Source organism: Allostigmatella hybrida (genome assembly GCF_020103775.1).
Taxonomy (GTDB): domain Bacteria; phylum Myxococcota; class Myxococcia; order Myxococcales; family Myxococcaceae; genus Hyalangium; species Hyalangium aurantiaca.
This window is the reverse complement of the sequence record NZ_JAHXBH010000012.1, coordinates 1-16,663: the sequence shown is the minus strand read 5'-3', so window position 1 is coordinate 16,663 and position 16,663 is coordinate 1. Positions and strand designations below refer to the sequence as shown.

At 68.5% G+C, this 16,663-nt stretch carries 16 protein-coding genes; 9 read left to right on the top strand and 7 right to left on the bottom strand.

Going from position 1 to position 16,663, the window contains the following annotated elements:
- Nucleotides 1-53: 53 nt before the first annotated feature.
- The gene (locus tag KY661_RS19730) at nt 54-2,657 is read left to right on the top strand and encodes a M16 family metallopeptidase (RefSeq protein WP_225411681.1); all 2,604 of its coding nucleotides are present in this window, start codon (nt 54-56) and stop codon (nt 2,655-2,657) included.
- Between the two features lie 716 nt (nt 2,658-3,373).
- On the top strand, nt 3,374-4,699 hold the full coding sequence (locus KY661_RS19725; protein ID WP_225411680.1) for an IS701 family transposase: 1,326 nt from the start codon (nt 3,374-3,376) through the stop codon (nt 4,697-4,699).
- A gap of 36 nt (nt 4,700-4,735) precedes the next feature.
- On the opposite strand, the gene KY661_RS19720 is transcribed toward KY661_RS19725, so the two are convergent.
- The 5 genes from KY661_RS19720 to KY661_RS19700 form a co-directional block, all read right to left on the bottom strand.
- Nucleotides 4,736-5,212: an SMI1/KNR4 family protein gene (locus KY661_RS19720; protein WP_225411679.1), complete on the bottom strand. Its 477-nt coding sequence runs from the start codon at nt 5,210-5,212 to the stop codon at nt 4,736-4,738.
- A gap of 2 nt (nt 5,213-5,214) precedes the next feature.
- The gene (locus KY661_RS19715; RefSeq protein ID WP_225411678.1) at nt 5,215-5,721 is read right to left on the bottom strand and encodes a hypothetical protein; all 507 of its coding nucleotides are present in this window, start codon (nt 5,719-5,721) and stop codon (nt 5,215-5,217) included.
- Nucleotides 5,722-5,981: 260 nt separating this feature from the next.
- Nucleotides 5,982-6,812, bottom strand: coding sequence for a hypothetical protein (locus tag KY661_RS19710; protein WP_225411677.1), 831 nt, complete (start codon nt 6,810-6,812; stop codon nt 5,982-5,984).
- Between the two features lie 180 nt (nt 6,813-6,992).
- The gene (locus KY661_RS19705; protein ID WP_225411676.1) at nt 6,993-8,261 is read right to left on the bottom strand and encodes a hypothetical protein; all 1,269 of its coding nucleotides are present in this window, start codon (nt 8,259-8,261) and stop codon (nt 6,993-6,995) included.
- Nucleotides 8,258-8,620, bottom strand: a complete 363-nt coding sequence (locus KY661_RS19700) for a hypothetical protein (RefSeq protein WP_225411675.1) — start codon at nt 8,618-8,620, stop codon at nt 8,258-8,260. The genes KY661_RS19705 and KY661_RS19700 overlap by 4 nt, the downstream gene beginning before the upstream one ends.
- A gap of 40 nt (nt 8,621-8,660) precedes the next feature.
- Between KY661_RS19700 and prmA the strand changes: the two genes are divergently transcribed.
- Together prmA and KY661_RS19690 are read left to right on the top strand one after the other, a co-directional pair.
- On the top strand, nt 8,661-9,527 hold the full coding sequence (prmA, locus tag KY661_RS19695; protein WP_225411674.1) for a 50S ribosomal protein L11 methyltransferase: 867 nt from the start codon (nt 8,661-8,663) through the stop codon (nt 9,525-9,527).
- 134 nt (nt 9,528-9,661) lie between these two features.
- Entirely contained in the window at nt 9,662-10,336 is a 675-nt protein-coding gene (locus KY661_RS19690; RefSeq protein ID WP_225411673.1) for a PKD domain-containing protein, read from the top strand.
- Between the two features lie 15 nt (nt 10,337-10,351).
- Here the strand turns inward: KY661_RS19690 and KY661_RS19685 are convergent, their stop codons facing one another.
- Complete coding sequence (locus KY661_RS19685; protein ID WP_225411672.1) at nt 10,352-12,316, bottom strand: M56 family metallopeptidase; 1,965 nt, start codon at nt 12,314-12,316, stop codon at nt 10,352-10,354.
- 5 nt (nt 12,317-12,321) lie between these two features.
- Entirely contained in the window at nt 12,322-12,708 is a 387-nt protein-coding gene (locus KY661_RS19680) for a BlaI/MecI/CopY family transcriptional regulator (RefSeq protein ID WP_075007810.1), read from the bottom strand.
- Between the two features lie 241 nt (nt 12,709-12,949).
- Between KY661_RS19680 and KY661_RS19675 the strand changes: the two genes are divergently transcribed.
- The 5 genes from KY661_RS19675 to KY661_RS19655 all read left to right on the top strand — a co-directional run.
- Nucleotides 12,950-13,438 carry an Mpo1 family 2-hydroxy fatty acid dioxygenase gene (locus KY661_RS19675; protein ID WP_225411671.1) on the top strand — a complete coding sequence of 163 codons (489 nt, stop codon included), beginning with the start codon at nt 12,950-12,952 and terminating at the stop codon, nt 13,436-13,438.
- Between the two features lie 111 nt (nt 13,439-13,549).
- On the top strand, nt 13,550-14,284 hold the full coding sequence (locus KY661_RS19670) for a 16S rRNA (uracil(1498)-N(3))-methyltransferase (RefSeq protein ID WP_075007808.1): 735 nt from the start codon (nt 13,550-13,552) through the stop codon (nt 14,282-14,284).
- A gap of 111 nt (nt 14,285-14,395) precedes the next feature.
- Nucleotides 14,396-14,662 (top strand): GlsB/YeaQ/YmgE family stress response membrane protein, encoded by a 267-nt coding sequence (locus KY661_RS19665; protein WP_075007807.1) that lies wholly within the window; start codon nt 14,396-14,398, stop codon nt 14,660-14,662.
- A gap of 163 nt (nt 14,663-14,825) precedes the next feature.
- Nucleotides 14,826-15,824, top strand: a complete 999-nt coding sequence (locus KY661_RS19660; RefSeq protein WP_225411670.1) for an RDD family protein — start codon at nt 14,826-14,828, stop codon at nt 15,822-15,824.
- 121 nt (nt 15,825-15,945) lie between these two features.
- On the top strand, nt 15,946-16,663 hold a 718-nt coding region (locus KY661_RS19655), incomplete at its 3' end, for a GspE/PulE/PilB domain-containing protein (protein ID WP_450097574.1).

Here is a 16,663-nt window from a genome sequence, read left to right as displayed (position 1 = left end):
CCCACACCCTGCCTGGGTTCCGTACAGGTGGGGTCCCGCTTTGGACGCTTTCCATGCCCCTGCGCTACACCCTCCCCAACGGGCTCACCGTCGTCTTCGAGGAGCAGCATGCCGCCAAGGTCGCGGCCTTCCAGGTTTGGGTGAAGGTCGGCAGCGCTGACGAGCGGCCGGACCAGGCGGGCCTCGCCCACCTGCATGAGCACATGCTCTTCAAGGGCACGGCGCGCCGGGGGCCGGGGGAGATTGCCCGGGACGTGGAGGCCCATGGCGGCGAAATCAACGCCTGGACGTCCTTCGACCAGACGGTCTACCACATCGTCATCGCCAGCCAGTTCGCCCGGATGGGGTTGGACATCCTGGGGGACGCGGTGCGCAGCTCCGCGTTCGACGCGGAGGAGCTGTCGCGCGAGCGCGAGGTGGTGTGCGAGGAAATCAAGCGCAGCCAGGACACCCCGTCCCGGCGCGCCTCGCGGGACTTGTTCTCCACCGCCTATGCGGTCCACCCGTACCGGCACCCCGTCATCGGTACCGAGGAGAGCGTGCGCAGCTTCACGCGCGAGAAGGTGCTGGAGTTCTACAACCGGTACTACTCGCCGAAGAACCTGGTGCTCTCGGTGGTGGGAGACATGAAGGAAGCGGAGCTGCGGCAGTGGGTGGACGAGATTTTCGGCGGGGACTGGGGCCGGCCCTTCGAGGGGCTCAAGCCCCGGGCGGCCGAGCCCGCCGCCACCGGCCGACGCCTGCTGCTGCGCCAGGATGAGGTGAAGGAGGCCTACCTGCACCTGGGCTTCGCCATCCCCCAGGCGAGCCACCCGGATGTGCCCGCCCTGGACGTGCTGGCGATGCTGGCGGGCCAGGGGGACTCGTCCCGGCTGGCGCTGGAAGTCAAACGCAAGCGGAGCCTCGTCAACGACATCCACGCCTCGGCGTACACGCCGCGGGACGCGGGCCTGTTCACCGCGTCGCTCACCCTGCCGCCTGCGAACCTGGCCGGCGCCCTGGAGGAGACGGCGCGGGTGCTGGCCGGACTTCGCACGCAGCCGGTGGCCGCGGAGGAGCTCGCCACGGTGAAGGCGCTCATCGAGGCGGAGGCCGTCTACCAGCGCGAGACGGTGCAGGGCCTGGCGCGCAAGCTGGGCTACTACCAGTCCAGCATGGACGGGCTGGAAGCGGAGGCGCGCTACTACGAGGCGGTGGCCCGGCTCACCCCGGAGGACATCCGGGCCGTGGCCGAGCGCTACCTGCGCTTCGAGAACGCGGTGCTCACGGGGCTGTTGCCACAAGGCACGGCCTTCGATGAGGCCCAGGCCCAGGCCATTCTCGACCGGGCGCAGCACGAAGCGCCCGCGCCGAGAACGGAGCGCCGCACGCCCAAGGCGGCGGTGTCCGAGCAGCCCATGCGGCTGGGACGGGCCTCGGCGGTGAGCGCGGCGAAGGTGGTGGAGGAGCGGCTGCCCTCGGGGGCGCGCCTGCTCATCCGCGAGGAGCGCGCCGTGCCCCTGTTCGCCGTGCGCGCGGTGTTCCCGGGCGGCTTGCGCTACGAGACGGCAGCGGACAACGGCATCACCACGCTCCTGGGACGCACCCTCACCCGGGGCACGCCCACCCATGACGCGGAGGAGATTTCCCACCTCATCGACGCGTACGCGGGCTCGCTCTCCGGACAGGGCGGGCGCAACTCGGTGGGCCTGCGGGGCGAGTTCCTGTCGAAGCACTTCGAGCCTGCGTTCCGGCTCTTCGCCGACTGCTTGCTGAACCCGGCCTTCCCGGAGGCCGAGGTGAAGCGCGAGCGCGGCCTGCTCTTGCAGGACATCCTCACGCGCGAGGACAAGCCGTCGAGCCTGGCCTTCGAGCTCTTCAATAAGACGCTGTTCCGCACGCACCCCTACCGCATGCCCTCGCAGGGCGAGACGGGTTCGGTGGAGAAGCTGGGGCCCGAGGCGCTGAGCGCCTGGCACGCGGCGCACATGGATCCGTCCCAGCTCACGCTGAGCGTGGTGGGCGACGTGAAGGCGGACGAGGTGGTGGCGCTGGCGCGGGAGTGCTTCGGCACCTCGAAGGGCCGGGCGGCCGCGGCGCCACAGGTGCCCTTGGAGGCGGCGCCCGAGTCGGCACGCCAGGACAAGCGGGTGCTGGCGCGGGCGCAGGCGCACCTCGTGCTGGGCTTCCCGGGAGCGCGCATCACGGATCCGTGGCGGCACTCGCTGGAGGTGCTCTCCACGCTGCTGTCGGGCCAGGGCGGGCGGCTCTTCATCGAGCTGCGCGACAAGCGCTCCATGGCGTACAGCGTTAGCAGCTTCTCGGTGGAGGGCGTGGATCCGGGCTACTTCGCGGTCTACATGGGCACGAGCCCCGAGAAGCTGGACGCGGCGCTGGCGGGCATCCGCACGGAGCTGGAGCGTGTGCGGGATGAGCCCGTGCCCGAGGCGGAGCTGGCGAGCGCCAAGCAGCACCTCATCGGCACGCACGAGATCGGCCTGCAGCGCAACGGGGCCCGCGCGGCGATCATCGCCCTGGATGCCTGCTACGGCCTGGGCCAGGAGAACTTCCTGCACTACGCGGAGCGGGTGGCGGCGGTGACGGCCGAGGATGTCCGGGAGGCTGCGCGCCGGGTCATCAACTTCGACCGGAGCGCGCTCGCCATCGTCGGGCCGTAACAACTGAACGGAAGGGCCGCCCGGAGCCAGGACACGGCCGGGCGCGCCCCTCCTCGATGCCAAGAAATGTCGCGACTGCGGTGGATGACGTGGCGCACGCTCTTCAGTCTCTGTGCAGCTGTGCTCCTGCCACTGCCGCTCGTGCTGATACTGGGGCGACTGATTCAACCCGAAACCGGTCCTGGGGCTCCTACGGGGGACGCATGAGCCCGATGTTATATGCCTCCCGGTATCGGCACTCGTACTGCACCGACAGCCAGTGCGCCACGGATGATCATCGAGCGGTGCGGCAAGGATTCTCATTGCTCCGCTGGGAAGGTCTGCGATGGCTGGAAATGCATACCCGCTTGCGATCCACAGACTACCCCCGTCTGCGCAGAGGGCTTCCAGTGCCAGCAGCCATGGCCAGAATCCCCCTTTGCATGCCATCCGGGTTGGTAGCTTTCTCTTTCCATTAACCAATGGGAGTCCATGAAAGCGCTCCTTCATGTGAGCGCCTTCTCAGTTCGAGTTTCGCACTTTTGAGAGGGGGCTCGTCCGAGGGGAGGCATGCGCCGCAGGGCTGAGCGGGCTGCTTGGAGGTGGGCCAGGGGACAGAAGCTCTCTGCATGAGGACGTCGGACCTGTTAGGTCTCTTAGCAGAGAGCCTATCCGGCGGGGAGGACGGCCCAGAGAAGAACTCCGTGCGAAGCGTCCTCCTGCCAACGGGGGATGTCATGGGACTGCCAAGCACGTTTCTTCAATTGCTCGCCTCGATGGGGGCCAGCATGACGCTGCCGAGCCTGCTCTCACTGGTCACGGTGGTGCAGGGCTGGGTGTTCGCTGGACGGCGGACCCTCACCGGGGTGTTGGTGGCCGCCGCAGGCAGCACCTCGAAGCACTTCTCGGCCTACTACCGGCTGTTTGCGACGGCGCGCTGGAGCTTGGACCAGGTGGGATTGGCAGTGGTGCGCCTGGCGCTGCCGCTGCTGGGCGAAGGGCCCGTGCCGTTGACGTTGGATGACACGCTGGCGCGCAAGCGAGGCCTGAAGGTATTCGGCGCGGGCATGCACCATGACCCGTTGGCCAGCAGCCGCCGGTATGCGGTGACGAGTTGGGGCCATAGCTGGGTGGTGCTGGCGGTACGGGTGCAGGTACCCTGCTGTCCAGACCGATTCTTCAGCCTGCCGGTGCTCTTCCGGCTCTACCTCAACCAGAAGGCCGCTGCCCGATGGCACCTGAAGTACCGCACACGGCCGGAGTTGGCGGTGGAGTTGCTCCAGTTCCTCTGCACGGCGTTGACGGAGCGCCGCTTTCGCGTCGCGGCGGACTCCACCTACGGGGGCCAGAGCGTCTTGGGGCACCTGCCAGAGAATTGTGATTTGCTCAGCCGATTGCCTTTGGATGCGCGCTTGTTCGCCCCACCTCCCGCGCGCAAGCCAGGAACCCAAGGGCGGCCTCGCAAGCGTGGCCTGCGCCTGCCTTCCCCGCAGCAAATGCTCGCGCAGCAACGCGCCCGCCGAGTGACGCTCCACCTCTACGGCCGACAGGACACGGTGCGTTGGGTGGAAACCGTGGCCTATTGGTATGGCGTCCCTCACCGTCCTCTCAAAATCGTGGTCGTGGAGCCCTTGACGGGAGGGCGTCCTCTTCAGGCCTTCTATTCCACGGACCTCGCGCTGTCCGCGGAGCAGGTGCTGGCCGAGTACGCGGGCCGCTGGTCGATTGAGGAAGCCTTTCAAGGCAGCAAGAGCCACTTGGGCTTCGAGGAGCCCCAGGGCTGGAGCCGCCTGGCGGTCCGAAGAACCGCTCCCTTGGCCATGCTCCTCTACAGTCTCACGGTGCTCTGGTTTGCCCAGCACGGCCATCGGCTCTACACCCCCGTGGCTCGCCCTTGGTACCGCCACAAGGTCCGCCCTTCCTTTGCCGACATGTTGGCCACGCTTCGTCTGGCTTGTTTGAAGCCTGCACTTTCGGCGACCCCGGCGGCGCACCAGGGGCGTCAAAACCTCTTGGTCCTGCTCCCCGATACCCTTCGGGTCGCTGCGGCCGGAGTCACCTAAAAAGTGCGAAACGCGAACTCAGAACCATGGGTTGAATCACCTTTTCCCCAACCAATACACAGGGCGGCGAGCGAGCATCGCCGCCTCCAAAAACTCCGCGAAGGAATTGGCGATAGGCCCGCAGTATTCCGGGTTCGGCCACGCCTCGTGGTAGCCATCCATCAAAGGATACCGGCCATTCTCTTGTCGACTCACATCTATCAGGACGAAGTCCCCGTCCTGTACGTCGCAGAGGGTATACACTGCGGGTGGCCCCCACTTGTCGTCATCCTCGCCGTAGATGGCAATCCGCGCCCGGACAATCTTCGACAAAGGAAGGATACGGTAAGGGGTATCCGGTAACCGCTCAATCAACTCCGCCCCATTGCAGTGCAGATAAAAAGCCCTCAGGTCAGGATCCAACCGCCAGCCCACCCGCTGCTCGAACGCCTCAATTTCCTCGATTGAGGAGGGCGGGTACGGAAAGTGGCTACGGGAGACCTCTTCGAGCAGGTTGCTCATAGATGTGGCCATTTTCAATTGTCCATGTAGGGCAGAGCAGGTCCCACTGTATTCCAGGGCGGCTGACCTGCGTAGCAGGCAGGGTAAGCTCGGGTGTAGAGATCGTGAACGCCCGGTTGCGCGGGGAAGACATTGTTGGGATCCACGGGATCACCCCCATGCCAAAGGTCCCAGATGTGGTGCCCCGGCCATGACACGCCATCGGCTGAGGGCCACTCTCCAAACCGCTGACTCCAATCTTTTCGAAAGGACTTCATCGCGCTCTTCCATTCCTGGCGCGCAGCATCGTTCTCCGCCTTCGCCAACGTGGAATAGTTGCAGCAGCAGTGATGAACGCCGTAGCGGCTCCCGGCCTTCACTGGCACAGGCAAAAAGAGAAGGCTTCCCTCCCAATCAAATTTGAGGTCGGCCAGCCAGATACAACCCATGAGGGTGAAGCCTTCACTGACGCACTTCTTCCGGCACCCGTTCATGAATTCTTGGCGGCATTGCCAGGGACCATAGAAGAGGGTCGTCTTCATCCGCCCGCCCGGCACTGAGAGCCAGGGGAGTTCTTTCTTCGCCGCAGGCTGGCCTCCTGACGAAGACAAAGGGCCAGAGCCTCCCGTCCCTGGAGTTGTGGCGCATCCGGTGAGGAGCACCAATAGAACCGCCATTCCCGCCTGATTCATGGGAGTTCTCCGTGGTGATGGCCACCCACCTGCTGGTTGCCGGGCTCAGGATAGTCCCCATAGAAGGGAAGGGAACGCCCCAACACCTACAGCAGCATACAAAAACCCAGTCATCCTCGCCGAGCGTAAAGCTGCTCAAGTGTCAGTGTTTCGAACGTCAGACACTCGCGCTTGCGGAGCCACCGGCAGCGCTTTGTCAAATTAGCATCCTGCGTGACAAATGCGTCCACGTAAGCAGCGGATGCTGCTACCCCTGCATCAAACCAGTTATTGCGATCGGACTTCATCCAGCTTGTGATCGGATGTTGATTTCGCCAATCAGGGGGAATCGAGTCAGAAAACATCACCATATGGCTCAGGGCGGCCCATGCACGGAGCGATAGGAATCTATCTCGCTCTCGATAGAAGCGTTTCACAAAGAAACTAGGACGGCCTGCCAATTCTCTGAGTGCACTTTCAAGAAACCACTCAGGAATACTCCTAGGCCCATACTTCCCAAGCTCAATTCCAAGGCCACGTGCAGACATCCCCTGCTGTTCAAAAAACGCACGCCCTTGAACTCGTTCCAGTACAGATTTCTCTTCCCTATCCTGCTTCCACCCCTTCACGGTATGCGCAATCTGGGACAGGTCTGTTCCCTCAATTTTGCCCGTTAACGCTACGTGCTGAATCTGCGACATAGCCGTTGAGAAATCTGGAGCAGGAAGAACTGCTGAAATGCATTGATCTAACTCAAGCGGCCACAACTGCCGTGCCGAACATGCAACCAAGAATACGTCCCTCAAGCGTTCGGCCAGCCTAAAAAGCTGTCCACATGCCGCTATTTGCTTCTCTGCAGAACAACTAAGCAGCTCTTCCAAGACAAGTCTTGATATCGAGACTTTCCAGCGCTTTTTCCTTACCATTGCAACGAACAAGTCAAGCGCCTCATCTGTCTTCATCACTTCACTAACGCTGCTAGTGTCTAGCTGAATTTTCATACGAAACCAGAACCGTAAATTTCAATTAAACCTATCGCCTTGTTCGTATAAACCTATCGCCTTGTTCGTATAAACCTATCGCCTTGTTCGTATTTGTCCGCAATGCACGGCCTGAGTGCAATCCCACTATAACTGCTGAGTTCAGAGCGCGGTGCGCATCCACACCGCGCGCACCAGGGGAGACTCCAGTGTCCCGAGCCGCTGGCGGCCCATCACCACGCCGACCAGTTCCACCCGTGAGCCCCGGGGCACGCCCGTGCCCCAGGGTGGGTTCTCCTCCAGGAAGACCAGCACGCGCGTGGGCCCCACCTGCACCACTGCGATGTTCTGCCCCTCGTAGCGCTCCAGCACGCCGCGCAGCACCAGCGACTGGCCCTGGAGCGCTTCCGGCTCCTCCAGCCGCGACAGCGCCGCGCTGTCCGGTGTCAGGTGCAGCGAGGGCCTGTAGGCTGCCAGCGCGTCCTCGAACGAGCCCACACGAGGCGTTCCCGGCTCCTCCGCACGGTATGCCTGCGCCGCGAGCGCTTCGTCGAGTGCGCGCAGCCGCTCGGCCACTGGGGCTTCGGGAATCCCTTCACAGCCCGCCACCTGCTGGCGCAGGGCGTGAAGCTGCCCCACACCCGCGCGTGCCCACTCCGCCGCAGGCACCGGTTCCGTCAACAAACGGGCACAGACCCGGAAGTTCGTCACCCGTTCCTGTGCCTCGCTGGAGAGGAGCGCGGGCACCCCGTCGAGAAGCATTCCCGCGAAGTGCATGCCCCGGAACTCCTCCGCCGTGAGCGTCAGGGCCCCGTCCGCCGTCTCCCGGGGAGCCGGTGGCGCCCCCACCCCGCCCGCGAACTCCACCGTGCCATTCGCGGGCGTCACGCGGCACGGGGCCTCGCGCAGGCTCACCACGGTGTCGCCCTTGCGCGTCTCCGTCCGCGACCCAGAGCGCAGGGTCTGGACGATGCCCGTCACCAGTGACGGCACCCCGAGCACCACCAAGGCCCCGCCCCACATCGTGGCCTTCTTCCGGGCCGAGGGCCCATAGCGGCCCTCCCGGTCGATCTCCTCCCGGTCCGGTGCATTCGAGAACAGCGGCCGGGCCAGCAACAGGATGCCGCCCACCGCCGTGTTCACTGCCCCAGCACTGAGGGCGGGGGCCGCGGAGGCGTCGTACTGCTCGGTGATGACGTTCTCGATGAACTCCTCGTGCTGCTCGGTGCGGCACACCTCCGCGGCGAGAAACCGGAAGGTGAGCTGGGGCCAGCGCGCCTCCACCTCCGCCGCCAGCGTCCGCTCCCCGAGTTCCACCTCCTGTGTATAGGTGCGCAGCAGAGGCCCCCGCTCCACCCGGCGCTCCAACGGAATCGGCGCGCACCCCGCCATCAGCGCCAGCCCCACGGCCACCCCACCCTTCCACCTCATGGAGGCGCCCCCTGGAGGAAGGCGGCCAGGTCCGGACAGTCCCGGAAGGCTTCTGCCACCTCGCCGCAGGTGGGCGCCTTGCCGGGATCCGTGCCGCGCCGGACCAGGGGCTGGCGGCAGAACAGGAGCCGCTCGCGCGAGGGCTCCGAGAGGACGAACGCCTCCTCGCCACACCCGGTGCGCGCCTCCAGCGTGGCCTGGCACACCCCGGTGCCGAGCCCGAGCGGCTCGCCCACGGCAGGACAGCTCCGCGCCAGGCACACCCGGGCGAGCACATCCCGGCAGAGCGCGGCATCGGGCGCGGGCGGCCCCCCGCAGGCGAACACCAGGGCAAGCGCCCCCAGGGCGAGCAATCTCATGGCCCTTCCACCATAGCCACACCAGGGATAAAGGGCCCCCATGTCCCAGACCTATTTGTCGCTCACCGTGGAGTTGCCGGAGGCCCAGTCCGAGTCCGTCCAGGATGTGCTCCACGAGGCGGGGGCCACGGGCCTCGAGGTGCGAGACCGGGAGGACTCTCCCATGCCCGGCGTGCGCGGCCCCAACCCCGGCGAGGCCATCGTCATCGCCTACTTCGAGGACGCGGAGACCGCCGAGGCCGCCCGCGACCAGGTGGCCGAGGACTTCTCCGAGGCCCGCCTCCTCCTGGAGGAGAAGCCCCAGCAGGACTGGAGCAACGAGTGGAAGGCGCTCATCAAGTCCGTGCAGGTGGGGCGCCTGTGGGTCGGCCCGCCGTGGGAAGCCGCCAACGCGCCCCAGGACCGCACGCGCATCGTCATCGAGCCGAAGATGGCCTTCGGCACCGGAGACCACCCGACCACCTCCCTGTGCCTGGCCGCCATCGACACGTACATGGCCACGCACCCCGGGGCGAGCGTGCTGGACGTGGGCACGGGCACGGGCGTGCTCGCCATCGCGGCGAAGAAGCTGGGCGCCGGGCGCGTGGTGGGCACCGACAATGATCCCACCTCGGTGGAGCTCTCCCTGGAGAACGCCGCCGTCAACGGCACGCCGGACGTGGAGCTGTCCGGCAAGGGGCTGGAGCAGGTGCCGGGCGCGTTCGACCTGGTGGTGGCCAACATCCTGGCCAACACGCTCATCGCTCTGGCCCCGCTCATCGCGCCCAAGGTGAAGGAGCGGCTCGTGCTGGCGGGAGTCCTCGCCCATCAGAAGGAGGAGGTGGAGGCGGCCTACCGCGCCCAGGGGCTCATCGCGGAGCCCGGCGCGGCCCAGGGCGAATGGGTGCGGCTGGACTTCCACCGCTGAACAGTGCGCTCCGACTGGAGGCCCCCGCGCCCGGAAATCGCCGCTTCTTATCTTCTCTGAACCTCCGTCTCTCCCCTTCCCGAGGTTCTCCCGTGCGCCCTTACCTTCTGTCATCCCTTGTGCCGTTGGCGTTCATGGGACTGTTGGGAACGGCGGCGGAGACCCCGGGGGTGGCCAACCGGCCGCCCGTCTTCACCGCCGTCCCCACGGCCTCCGCCACGGACCTGGACGAACAGACCTCCATCCGCCTGTCCGTCGAGGCCTCGGATCCCGACAATGACCGGCTCACCTATACCTGGGAGTGGAAGGACCTGACGGACATGGGCCAGGCCATGCCAGGCACCTTCAGTGACACCGGGGTGCCCAACCCCACCTGGACCGCCCCTGACATCCACCGGTGGGACCGGGAGTACATGCTCAGCGTCACCGTCTCGGACGGACGGGGCGCCATCGCCAAGGGGGCCATCTACGTCATCGTCTTCTGGCGGGATGGCGCCCCCGTCGTGGGCGAGCTCACGGGGCCCACCACGCTGGAGTCCGGACAGCAGGGGCTCTACACGGTGGAGGCGGAGGATCCCGAGGAGGACGTGCTCTGGTTCACCTGGGGCCAGCTCCTGCCGGCCGCTCCGCTGGGGCACTTCGCCCCCCTCGGGGGGCCCGAGGAGGAGGAGCACGCCACGATGTCCTGGACGGCGCCCACCGTGAGCGAGGAGACCCTGTTCCTGCTCCACGTCTGGGTGACGGACGATTCGAGCCCTCCCGAGGAGCGGACCCTCACCGTGCGCGTCACCCCGCCGCCCCAGCCGTAGCGCCCGGCGGGGGGCTCAGGACGGCAGCGGCTCGCCCAGCCCCTGCTTCAGCGCGCTGTCGATGACGGAGCGCACCTTCGTGTTCACCTCGCGCATCTGCTTCTCGTGCTGATGGCTCAGCTTCTCCTGCTCCTCGCCCAGCTTCTCCTGCTGCTCGCCGAGGGCCTCCTGCTGCTCGCCGAGGGCCTCCTGCTGGCGGCTGAGGGCCTCCTGCTCCTTCTCCATCCCGGACTCCTCCTTCTCGAGCTGCGCCTCCTTCTTCTCCACCTCCGCCTCGAGCCGGGCCCGCTCCGCCTCGTCCCGGACGGACTCCAGCCGGGAGTGCTCCATCGCCAGCATGGCGCGCTTCTGCGCCAGCTCCGCGTGCTTCATCCCGAGTTGGGCCTGCTTCATGCCCAGCTCCCCCTGCTTCACGCCCAGCTCCCCCTGCTTCTTTCCCAGTTCGCCCTGCTTCATGCCCAGCTCCCGCTGCGCGTTGCCCATGGACTGGGGCTCCTTCATCAGCGCGCGGATCTGCTCCAGGGTCTTCGCGTCACGGATGAGGAAGGGCTTGTCTCCCCGGCGCACGTACAGCAGGTCCTTGCCCTTCTGCTTGAGGGTGCGCGCCAGGTGCAGATCCCCCGAGCTGCCCGACATCGTGACCGAGCCATCCGTGACCAGCACGAAGCTGTCCCCATCGTCCACGGGGGGCACAAGAGGCATGGGCGGCATGGGCGGCATGGGCGGCACCCGGGGCCCCCCCACGGGCGGCATGGGCGGCATGGGCGGCATGGGCGGCATGGGCGGCATGGGCGGCGCCCTGAAGGCCCCCGATGGAGGCGGCGCGGGCGGCACGGCCGGGACCTTGCGCGCCGCCGGGGGGCTCGCTTCGGTGGCGGGCGTGGCAGGCACGGCGGCCTTGGCGGCGGGGGCCGGGGGCGCATCCTGCGCGACGACCTGGAAGGGAACGAGGCCCACCACCCCGAGCAGGCACAGCGCGCCCTTCAGCCACCGGCGGGGACGGGGGGACATGACATCGACGGATTCCAACATGCGAAGCCTCCTGTGCAGTGCGTGAAGGTGAGCGGATGCGCCCAGGGCCGCGGCCGTGCCGGGCGCCCGGATGATTCCGAAGGCGATGAGCAGCTCGCCGTAGTCCGCGGGCTCGGCGCCGGTGAGGCGAAGCGCCTCGGCGTCACACGCCTCCTCCCGGGCCAGCGCGTACTCGCGCGCGGCCTGGCGCACGAGGGGATGAAAGAAGAGCACCGTCTCCGCGAAGGCGGGCGTCCAGCCCATCCACAAATCCCCTCGCCGCAGGTGGGCCACCTCGTGGGCCAGCGCCATGCGCAGCGCCTCCACCGGCATCCCCTCCACCGCCTTCACGGGCAGCACCACCACCGGGGACAGCAGGCCCGTGGCGAGCGGACTGGCCACCTCGCTGGACACGAGCAGCTTCGGCGGATGGCGAAGCCCCGCCTCCGCGGCGAGGAACTCCAGCTCCTCCTCCAGCTCCGGATGGGCGAGCGGACGCGCGCGCTCGCGCATGCCCCGGATCTGCCGCCACGAGCGCACGTGGCCGTGAAGCTGCCAGGCCACCCCTGACGCCCACCCGGCGAACAGGAGCAGGGCCCCCCATCCCAGCACGGCCTCCCAGCCACCTCCCTCCGGCGCGGGGGCCTGGACCCCGGGCGTGACGTCCTCCGGCGGGAAAGCCACCTGGGCACGCGGCAAGGGCGCTGGCGGCACGGCGAGCACGCTCCGCGCGGGCTCCGCGGCCAGCAGCGGCAAGGGCACGGGGCGCGGCCAGCCCAGGGCCAGCACGCACTTGAGGGCCACCGCCCACCAGAGCCCCGCCTTCACCGAGGCCGGCAGGCGCGGCAGCGCCTTCACCAGGGCCCACACGGCCAGCGTGGCCAGGGCGCCCTGCCAGGTGGCCCGCCACAGCCCCTCTCCCCACGAGGACAACCACGGTCCCATGTCCTGCAGCGCCAGCGGTCCCATCGCGCTTACTCCTTCCGCCGCTTCTGGCGCAGCCGCGCCACGGCATCCTGAAGCTGCTTCAGCTCCTCGTCGGACACGTCCTCCGCCTCGGCCAGGTACGTGACGAACGGCGACAGCGAGCCGGAGAGCGTCCGCTGCACGAAGGCATCCACCACGCCCCGCAGCAGCTCGTCCGGCGCCACCGGCGAGGCGTACTGGAACACCCCCTCCACCTTGCGCCGCGTCAGGTACCCCTTGAGCCGCAGCCGCTCCATCACCGTCAGGATGGTGGAGCGCGCCAGCCCCTGCGGCTCGCCGAAGCGCTCGGCCACCTCCCCCACCGTGGCCGGGCCGTGCTCCGCCACGTACCGCAGCACCGCCAGCTCCTGCTCTCCCACCGGCTTCTTCGTCATGCACCACCCGAGTGACGACAACTGTAGTCGCGCAAAAGGTACGGCTGACTACAACCGTAGTCAAGCCATTCGTCGGCGCCCGCGGCCGCGCTTCCGGCTCACCGTGACGGCGGTTCTTTCGGCCGGGGTTTCACCCCTGGATGGGAAATTCCGGAGCACCCGGTGCCTTGACGCACCGGGCCAGGACAGGGGCGTGAAGTTTCCTTAGCCTGCCGGGGTTGAACCCTTGGAGGATTCCCACATGCTCAGCCCTCGCCTCCTGGCCCTCTTCGACGACTACGCCTCGTCGCACCAGCACCCCACCAACCGCCTGACGCACAAGGTGGCCATCCCCCTCATCGTCCTGCACATCGTCGCCATGCTGGACTGGGTGCGGCTGGTGGCCGTGCCGGTGCTGCCCGGAGGCACGCTGACGCTGGGCATGGTGGCCTGGGCGCTGGCCACGCTCTGGTACCTGCGGGCCGACCTGAAGCTGGGCCTCATCGTGTCGCTGGCCACCGCGCTGTGCTTCCCGCTGGGCCGGCTCCTGCCCGTCTGGGCCGTGGTGGCCATCGCCATTGGCGGCTGGCTCATCCAGCTCGCGGGCCATGCCGTGTGGGAGAAGAAGTCGCCCTCCTTCTTCACCAACCTGGTGCACGCCCTGGTGGGCCCCCTGTTCTTCGTGGCCGTGCTGCTGGGCGACTACGCCGTCAAGCCGCGGCACCCGGCGCCCTCCGCCTCCCGCGCCTGAGCCGGGGCGTGGGGCGCGGGGCGCGGGGCCGCGCGTGGCTAGAGACACGGGGCGGCGCTCCCTGTTGAATCCGGGGGCGCTTTTCCCGCCCTTGCCGGAGCAGACCCGCCCTTGGTTCGCCTCTTCGTTCCCCTTCCGGAGCACCCGCCCACCGAGGTGACGCTCTCCGGAGACCGCCACCACTACCTGCTTCATGTCCTGCGGCTGAGCGAGGGGGCCTCCCTGGAGGTCTTCGACGGCACGGGCCGCGCCTTCGACGCGCGCGTGGCCGCCGTGGACGCGCGCGAGGCACGCCTCACGCTGGGGCCCGCCCGGAGCACCCCCGCGCGCCGCGCGCTCAGCGTGCTGCAGGGGCTGCCCAAGGGGGACAAGCTGGAGTGGGTGCTCCAGAAGGGCACGGAGCTGGGGGCGGCGGCCTTCCACCCCGTGGCCACCGCGCGCAGCGTGGTGAAGCTCGAGCCCAAGCGCGCCGGGGAGCGCACCGTGCGCTGGGAGAAAATCGTCGAGGAGGCCGCGCGCCAGTGCCGGCGCAATGACGTGCCCCGGGTCCACCCGCCCGTGCCCCTGCTGGAGGCCGCGCGGGCGCTGGCCCCCGGCACCCAGCTCCTGGTGCTGGACGAGGAGGAGACGGCGGTGCCGCTGGGCGAGGCCTTTCGCGCGTGCCCCGCCGGGGCCCCGGTCGCGCTCGTCGTCGGGCCCGAGGGAGGACTGACGCGCGAGGAAGTCTCCGCGCTCCGGGCGCTGGGGGCGCGCGGGGTGACGCTCGGGGCGCTCATCCTCCGCACGGAGACGGCGGCGCTGGCGGCGCTCGCGGTGATGGGCCACCTGGACGGCACGCTCGGGTAGCAGCCAGGGAGGCAAGCCACCTCTGGCCCCGAGGTGCCACACCTACATCGGCGATCCTACTTTCCTCACATCCGGGCCGAGGGGGCCCCTTCTCCAAGAGGAGCGCTTTCCATGGGAATCATCGCATTCATCATCATCGGTCTCATCGCGGGTCTCATTGCACGTGCCATCCTTCCGGGCCGCCAGAGCATGGGGCTCATCGCCACCACGCTGCTGGGCATGGTCGGCTCGCTGGTGGGCGGCCTCGTCGGCTCGCTCTTCGCGCGGGACGGGCGGCTCTTTGACATCCACCCGACGGGTATCCTGATGTCCGTCATCGGCTCCATCGTGGTGCTCTTGCTGGTGGGCGCCGCGGGACGGCGCCGCATTCACGCCTAACCCGGCCGTGAAGGGACCGGCACCTTCCGGAAACGGAGGGGTTCCGGTGCCGAGCCCCTGACGGTTCCTCAAGCGAGGAACCATCGGGGGCTCGCGCTTTTCTTGCTCCCGGTGCAAGGACGTCCTTACATGTAGCACCCCTCTGTGCCACCGGGAGGCTCCGTTGTCCAAGTGCCTGAAATGCGGTTACGATCTGCCCTCCATCGGAGAATGTGTCGCCTGTGCGGTGACGGTGAGGCAGTCTCCTCCGGCCCGTCCTCCGTTGCTCGACAAGGACATCCGGATTGACCGCCGCACCCCCGAGCGCAGCCCGTCGGGCTCCCAGCCCAGCGTGCCGGGCTTCTCGGATCTGCCGCGAGGCCCCGCCCCGCAGGCCCCCGCCTCCCGCTTCACCCCCCTGGACGAGGAGCCGGAGACGCTCAAGGACGCGCCCCTGCCCACCCCGGTGGCCCGGCCGCCCTCCACTCCCGCGATGCCCTCCGTGCGGCCCACCCCGGCGCCCATCTCGGTCGTCACCTTCGCGCCCACGGCCCGCCCTGCTCCGGCCGCCGCCGCTGGCGAGGAGCCGACGCCGCGCCATGCGTCCCCGGGTCTGCCGGTGATGCCCCCGCCCGCGGAGGCCTCCGTCCCGCGCGCCGCCCGGGCCCCGGCCGCCCCGGCCGCGCCTCAGGCCACGCCGGGCGTCCAGGAAATCCACGCCCGTCCCGCGTCGCTCTGGCGGCGGCTGCTGTCCTTCGGCATCGACACGGCCGCCATCGTGGGGGTGGCCGCGCTCTACATCACCCTGGCCTCCTCCATCACCGGCGTGAAGGCCCCCTCGTCCCAGGGGCTCACCGAGATGGACACCCTGGCGGCGTGGATGCACGCGCTCCAGTCGGTGCTGGTGCCCGGCTTCTTCCTCCTCTTGGTGCTGGCGCTCGTCTACTGCGCGGTGGCGGCGTTCCTGTGGAACGGACGCACCCTGGGGCGGCTCGTGCTGGGGCTTCGGCTGGTGGACACCCACGGCCTGGCGCCCGCGCCCGGCCGCGCCATCGTCCGGGCGATGCTCTCGGCGGTCTCTTTTGGACTGTTCCTGGGTGGATTCTGGATGGCCCTGTTCGACAAGCGCGGCCAAACCCTTCATGACAAACTCACTTCGACGTTTGTCGTTCAACCGAGTTGACCCAAAGCAGCATTGTACCTTGCGCGCATGGCCGTAAGATGCCGCGACCCCCATGCCAGCCCGACTCGCTCAATTCCTGGTCGCGCGCGGCCTTCTCCCCCAGGAGACGGCGGAAGCCGCCTTGCGTCAGCAGCAAACCCGGGGCGGCGCGATCGACACGGCGCTGCTGGAGCTGGGGGTCGGCAACGAGGCCAGCCTGCTCGAGCTGCTGGGTGAGGTGTCCGGCTACCGGCCCGTGAACCTGGCGGACTTCGAGCCCAACTCGGACGTCGCCACCTTCATCCCCCCGAAAATCGCCGACCGGCTGTGCGTGGTGCCCCTGTCGCTGGACGGCAACTCGCTGCACGTGGCCTGCGGCTACCCGGTTCCCCGCAAGGAGCTGGACGAGGTGGGGTTTCTGCTCGGCAAGCCCCTGGAGCTGTGGGTGGCCACCGAGCTGCGCGTCCGGGAGTGGATCTCCGCCGTCTACAAGCAGCCGCTGTCCCCGCGCTTCGCGCAGCTGATGGCCTCGCTCAACAACCGCCCCGCCTCGGCCGCGCCGGCGCCGCCCCCGCCCCCCGCGGAGGCGATGGACGAGGAGGCGGCGCTCACCGCCTCCATGGTGGAGCGGCTGGCGCGCTCGGTGGCCTCGGAGCCCCTGCCCCTGGACGCGAAGAAGACGCCGCCGCTCGGCTCGCCCTCGCTGCCGCCCAGCGTGGCCGCGGCCATGCCGCCGCCCGCGCAGCCACCTCCGCCTGCCTATACCCGCGAGCCCCTGCGGCTCAACATGCCGGCCAACCCGGGCGCCACCCCGGCCCCCACGCCCCGGGCGCCCGCGAACCCGGCCGCCGCGGCCCCGC

What these genes read in the sequence shown, in the direction of transcription:
- KY661_RS19725 (WP_225411680.1), top strand. Translation starts at nt 3,374, where the DNA reads ATGGGACTGCCAAGCACGTTTCTTCAATTGCTCGCCTCGATGGGGGCC.
- KY661_RS19705 (WP_225411676.1), bottom strand. Translation starts at nt 8,261, where the DNA reads ATGAGGTGGAAGGGTGGGGTGGCCGTGGGGCTGGCGCTGATGGCGGGG.
- KY661_RS19715 (WP_225411678.1), bottom strand. Translation starts at nt 5,721, where the DNA reads ATGAAGACGACCCTCTTCTATGGTCCCTGGCAATGCCGCCAAGAATTC.
- KY661_RS19730 (WP_225411681.1), top strand. Translation starts at nt 54, where the DNA reads ATGCCCCTGCGCTACACCCTCCCCAACGGGCTCACCGTCGTCTTCGAG.
- KY661_RS19675 (WP_225411671.1), top strand. Translation starts at nt 12,950, where the DNA reads ATGCTCAGCCCTCGCCTCCTGGCCCTCTTCGACGACTACGCCTCGTCG.
- KY661_RS19680 (WP_075007810.1), bottom strand. Translation starts at nt 12,708, where the DNA reads ATGACGAAGAAGCCGGTGGGAGAGCAGGAGCTGGCGGTGCTGCGGTAC.
- KY661_RS19665 (WP_075007807.1), top strand. Translation starts at nt 14,396, where the DNA reads ATGGGAATCATCGCATTCATCATCATCGGTCTCATCGCGGGTCTCATT.
- KY661_RS19700 (WP_225411675.1), bottom strand. Translation starts at nt 8,620, where the DNA reads ATGAGATTGCTCGCCCTGGGGGCGCTTGCCCTGGTGTTCGCCTGCGGG.
- KY661_RS19690 (WP_225411673.1), top strand. Translation starts at nt 9,662, where the DNA reads ATGGGACTGTTGGGAACGGCGGCGGAGACCCCGGGGGTGGCCAACCGG.
- prmA (WP_225411674.1), top strand. Translation starts at nt 8,661, where the DNA reads ATGTCCCAGACCTATTTGTCGCTCACCGTGGAGTTGCCGGAGGCCCAG.
- KY661_RS19685 (WP_225411672.1), bottom strand. Translation starts at nt 12,316, where the DNA reads ATGGGACCGCTGGCGCTGCAGGACATGGGACCGTGGTTGTCCTCGTGG.
- KY661_RS19720 (WP_225411679.1), bottom strand. Translation starts at nt 5,212, where the DNA reads ATGGCCACATCTATGAGCAACCTGCTCGAAGAGGTCTCCCGTAGCCAC.
- KY661_RS19710 (WP_225411677.1), bottom strand. Translation starts at nt 6,812, where the DNA reads ATGAAGACAGATGAGGCGCTTGACTTGTTCGTTGCAATGGTAAGGAAA.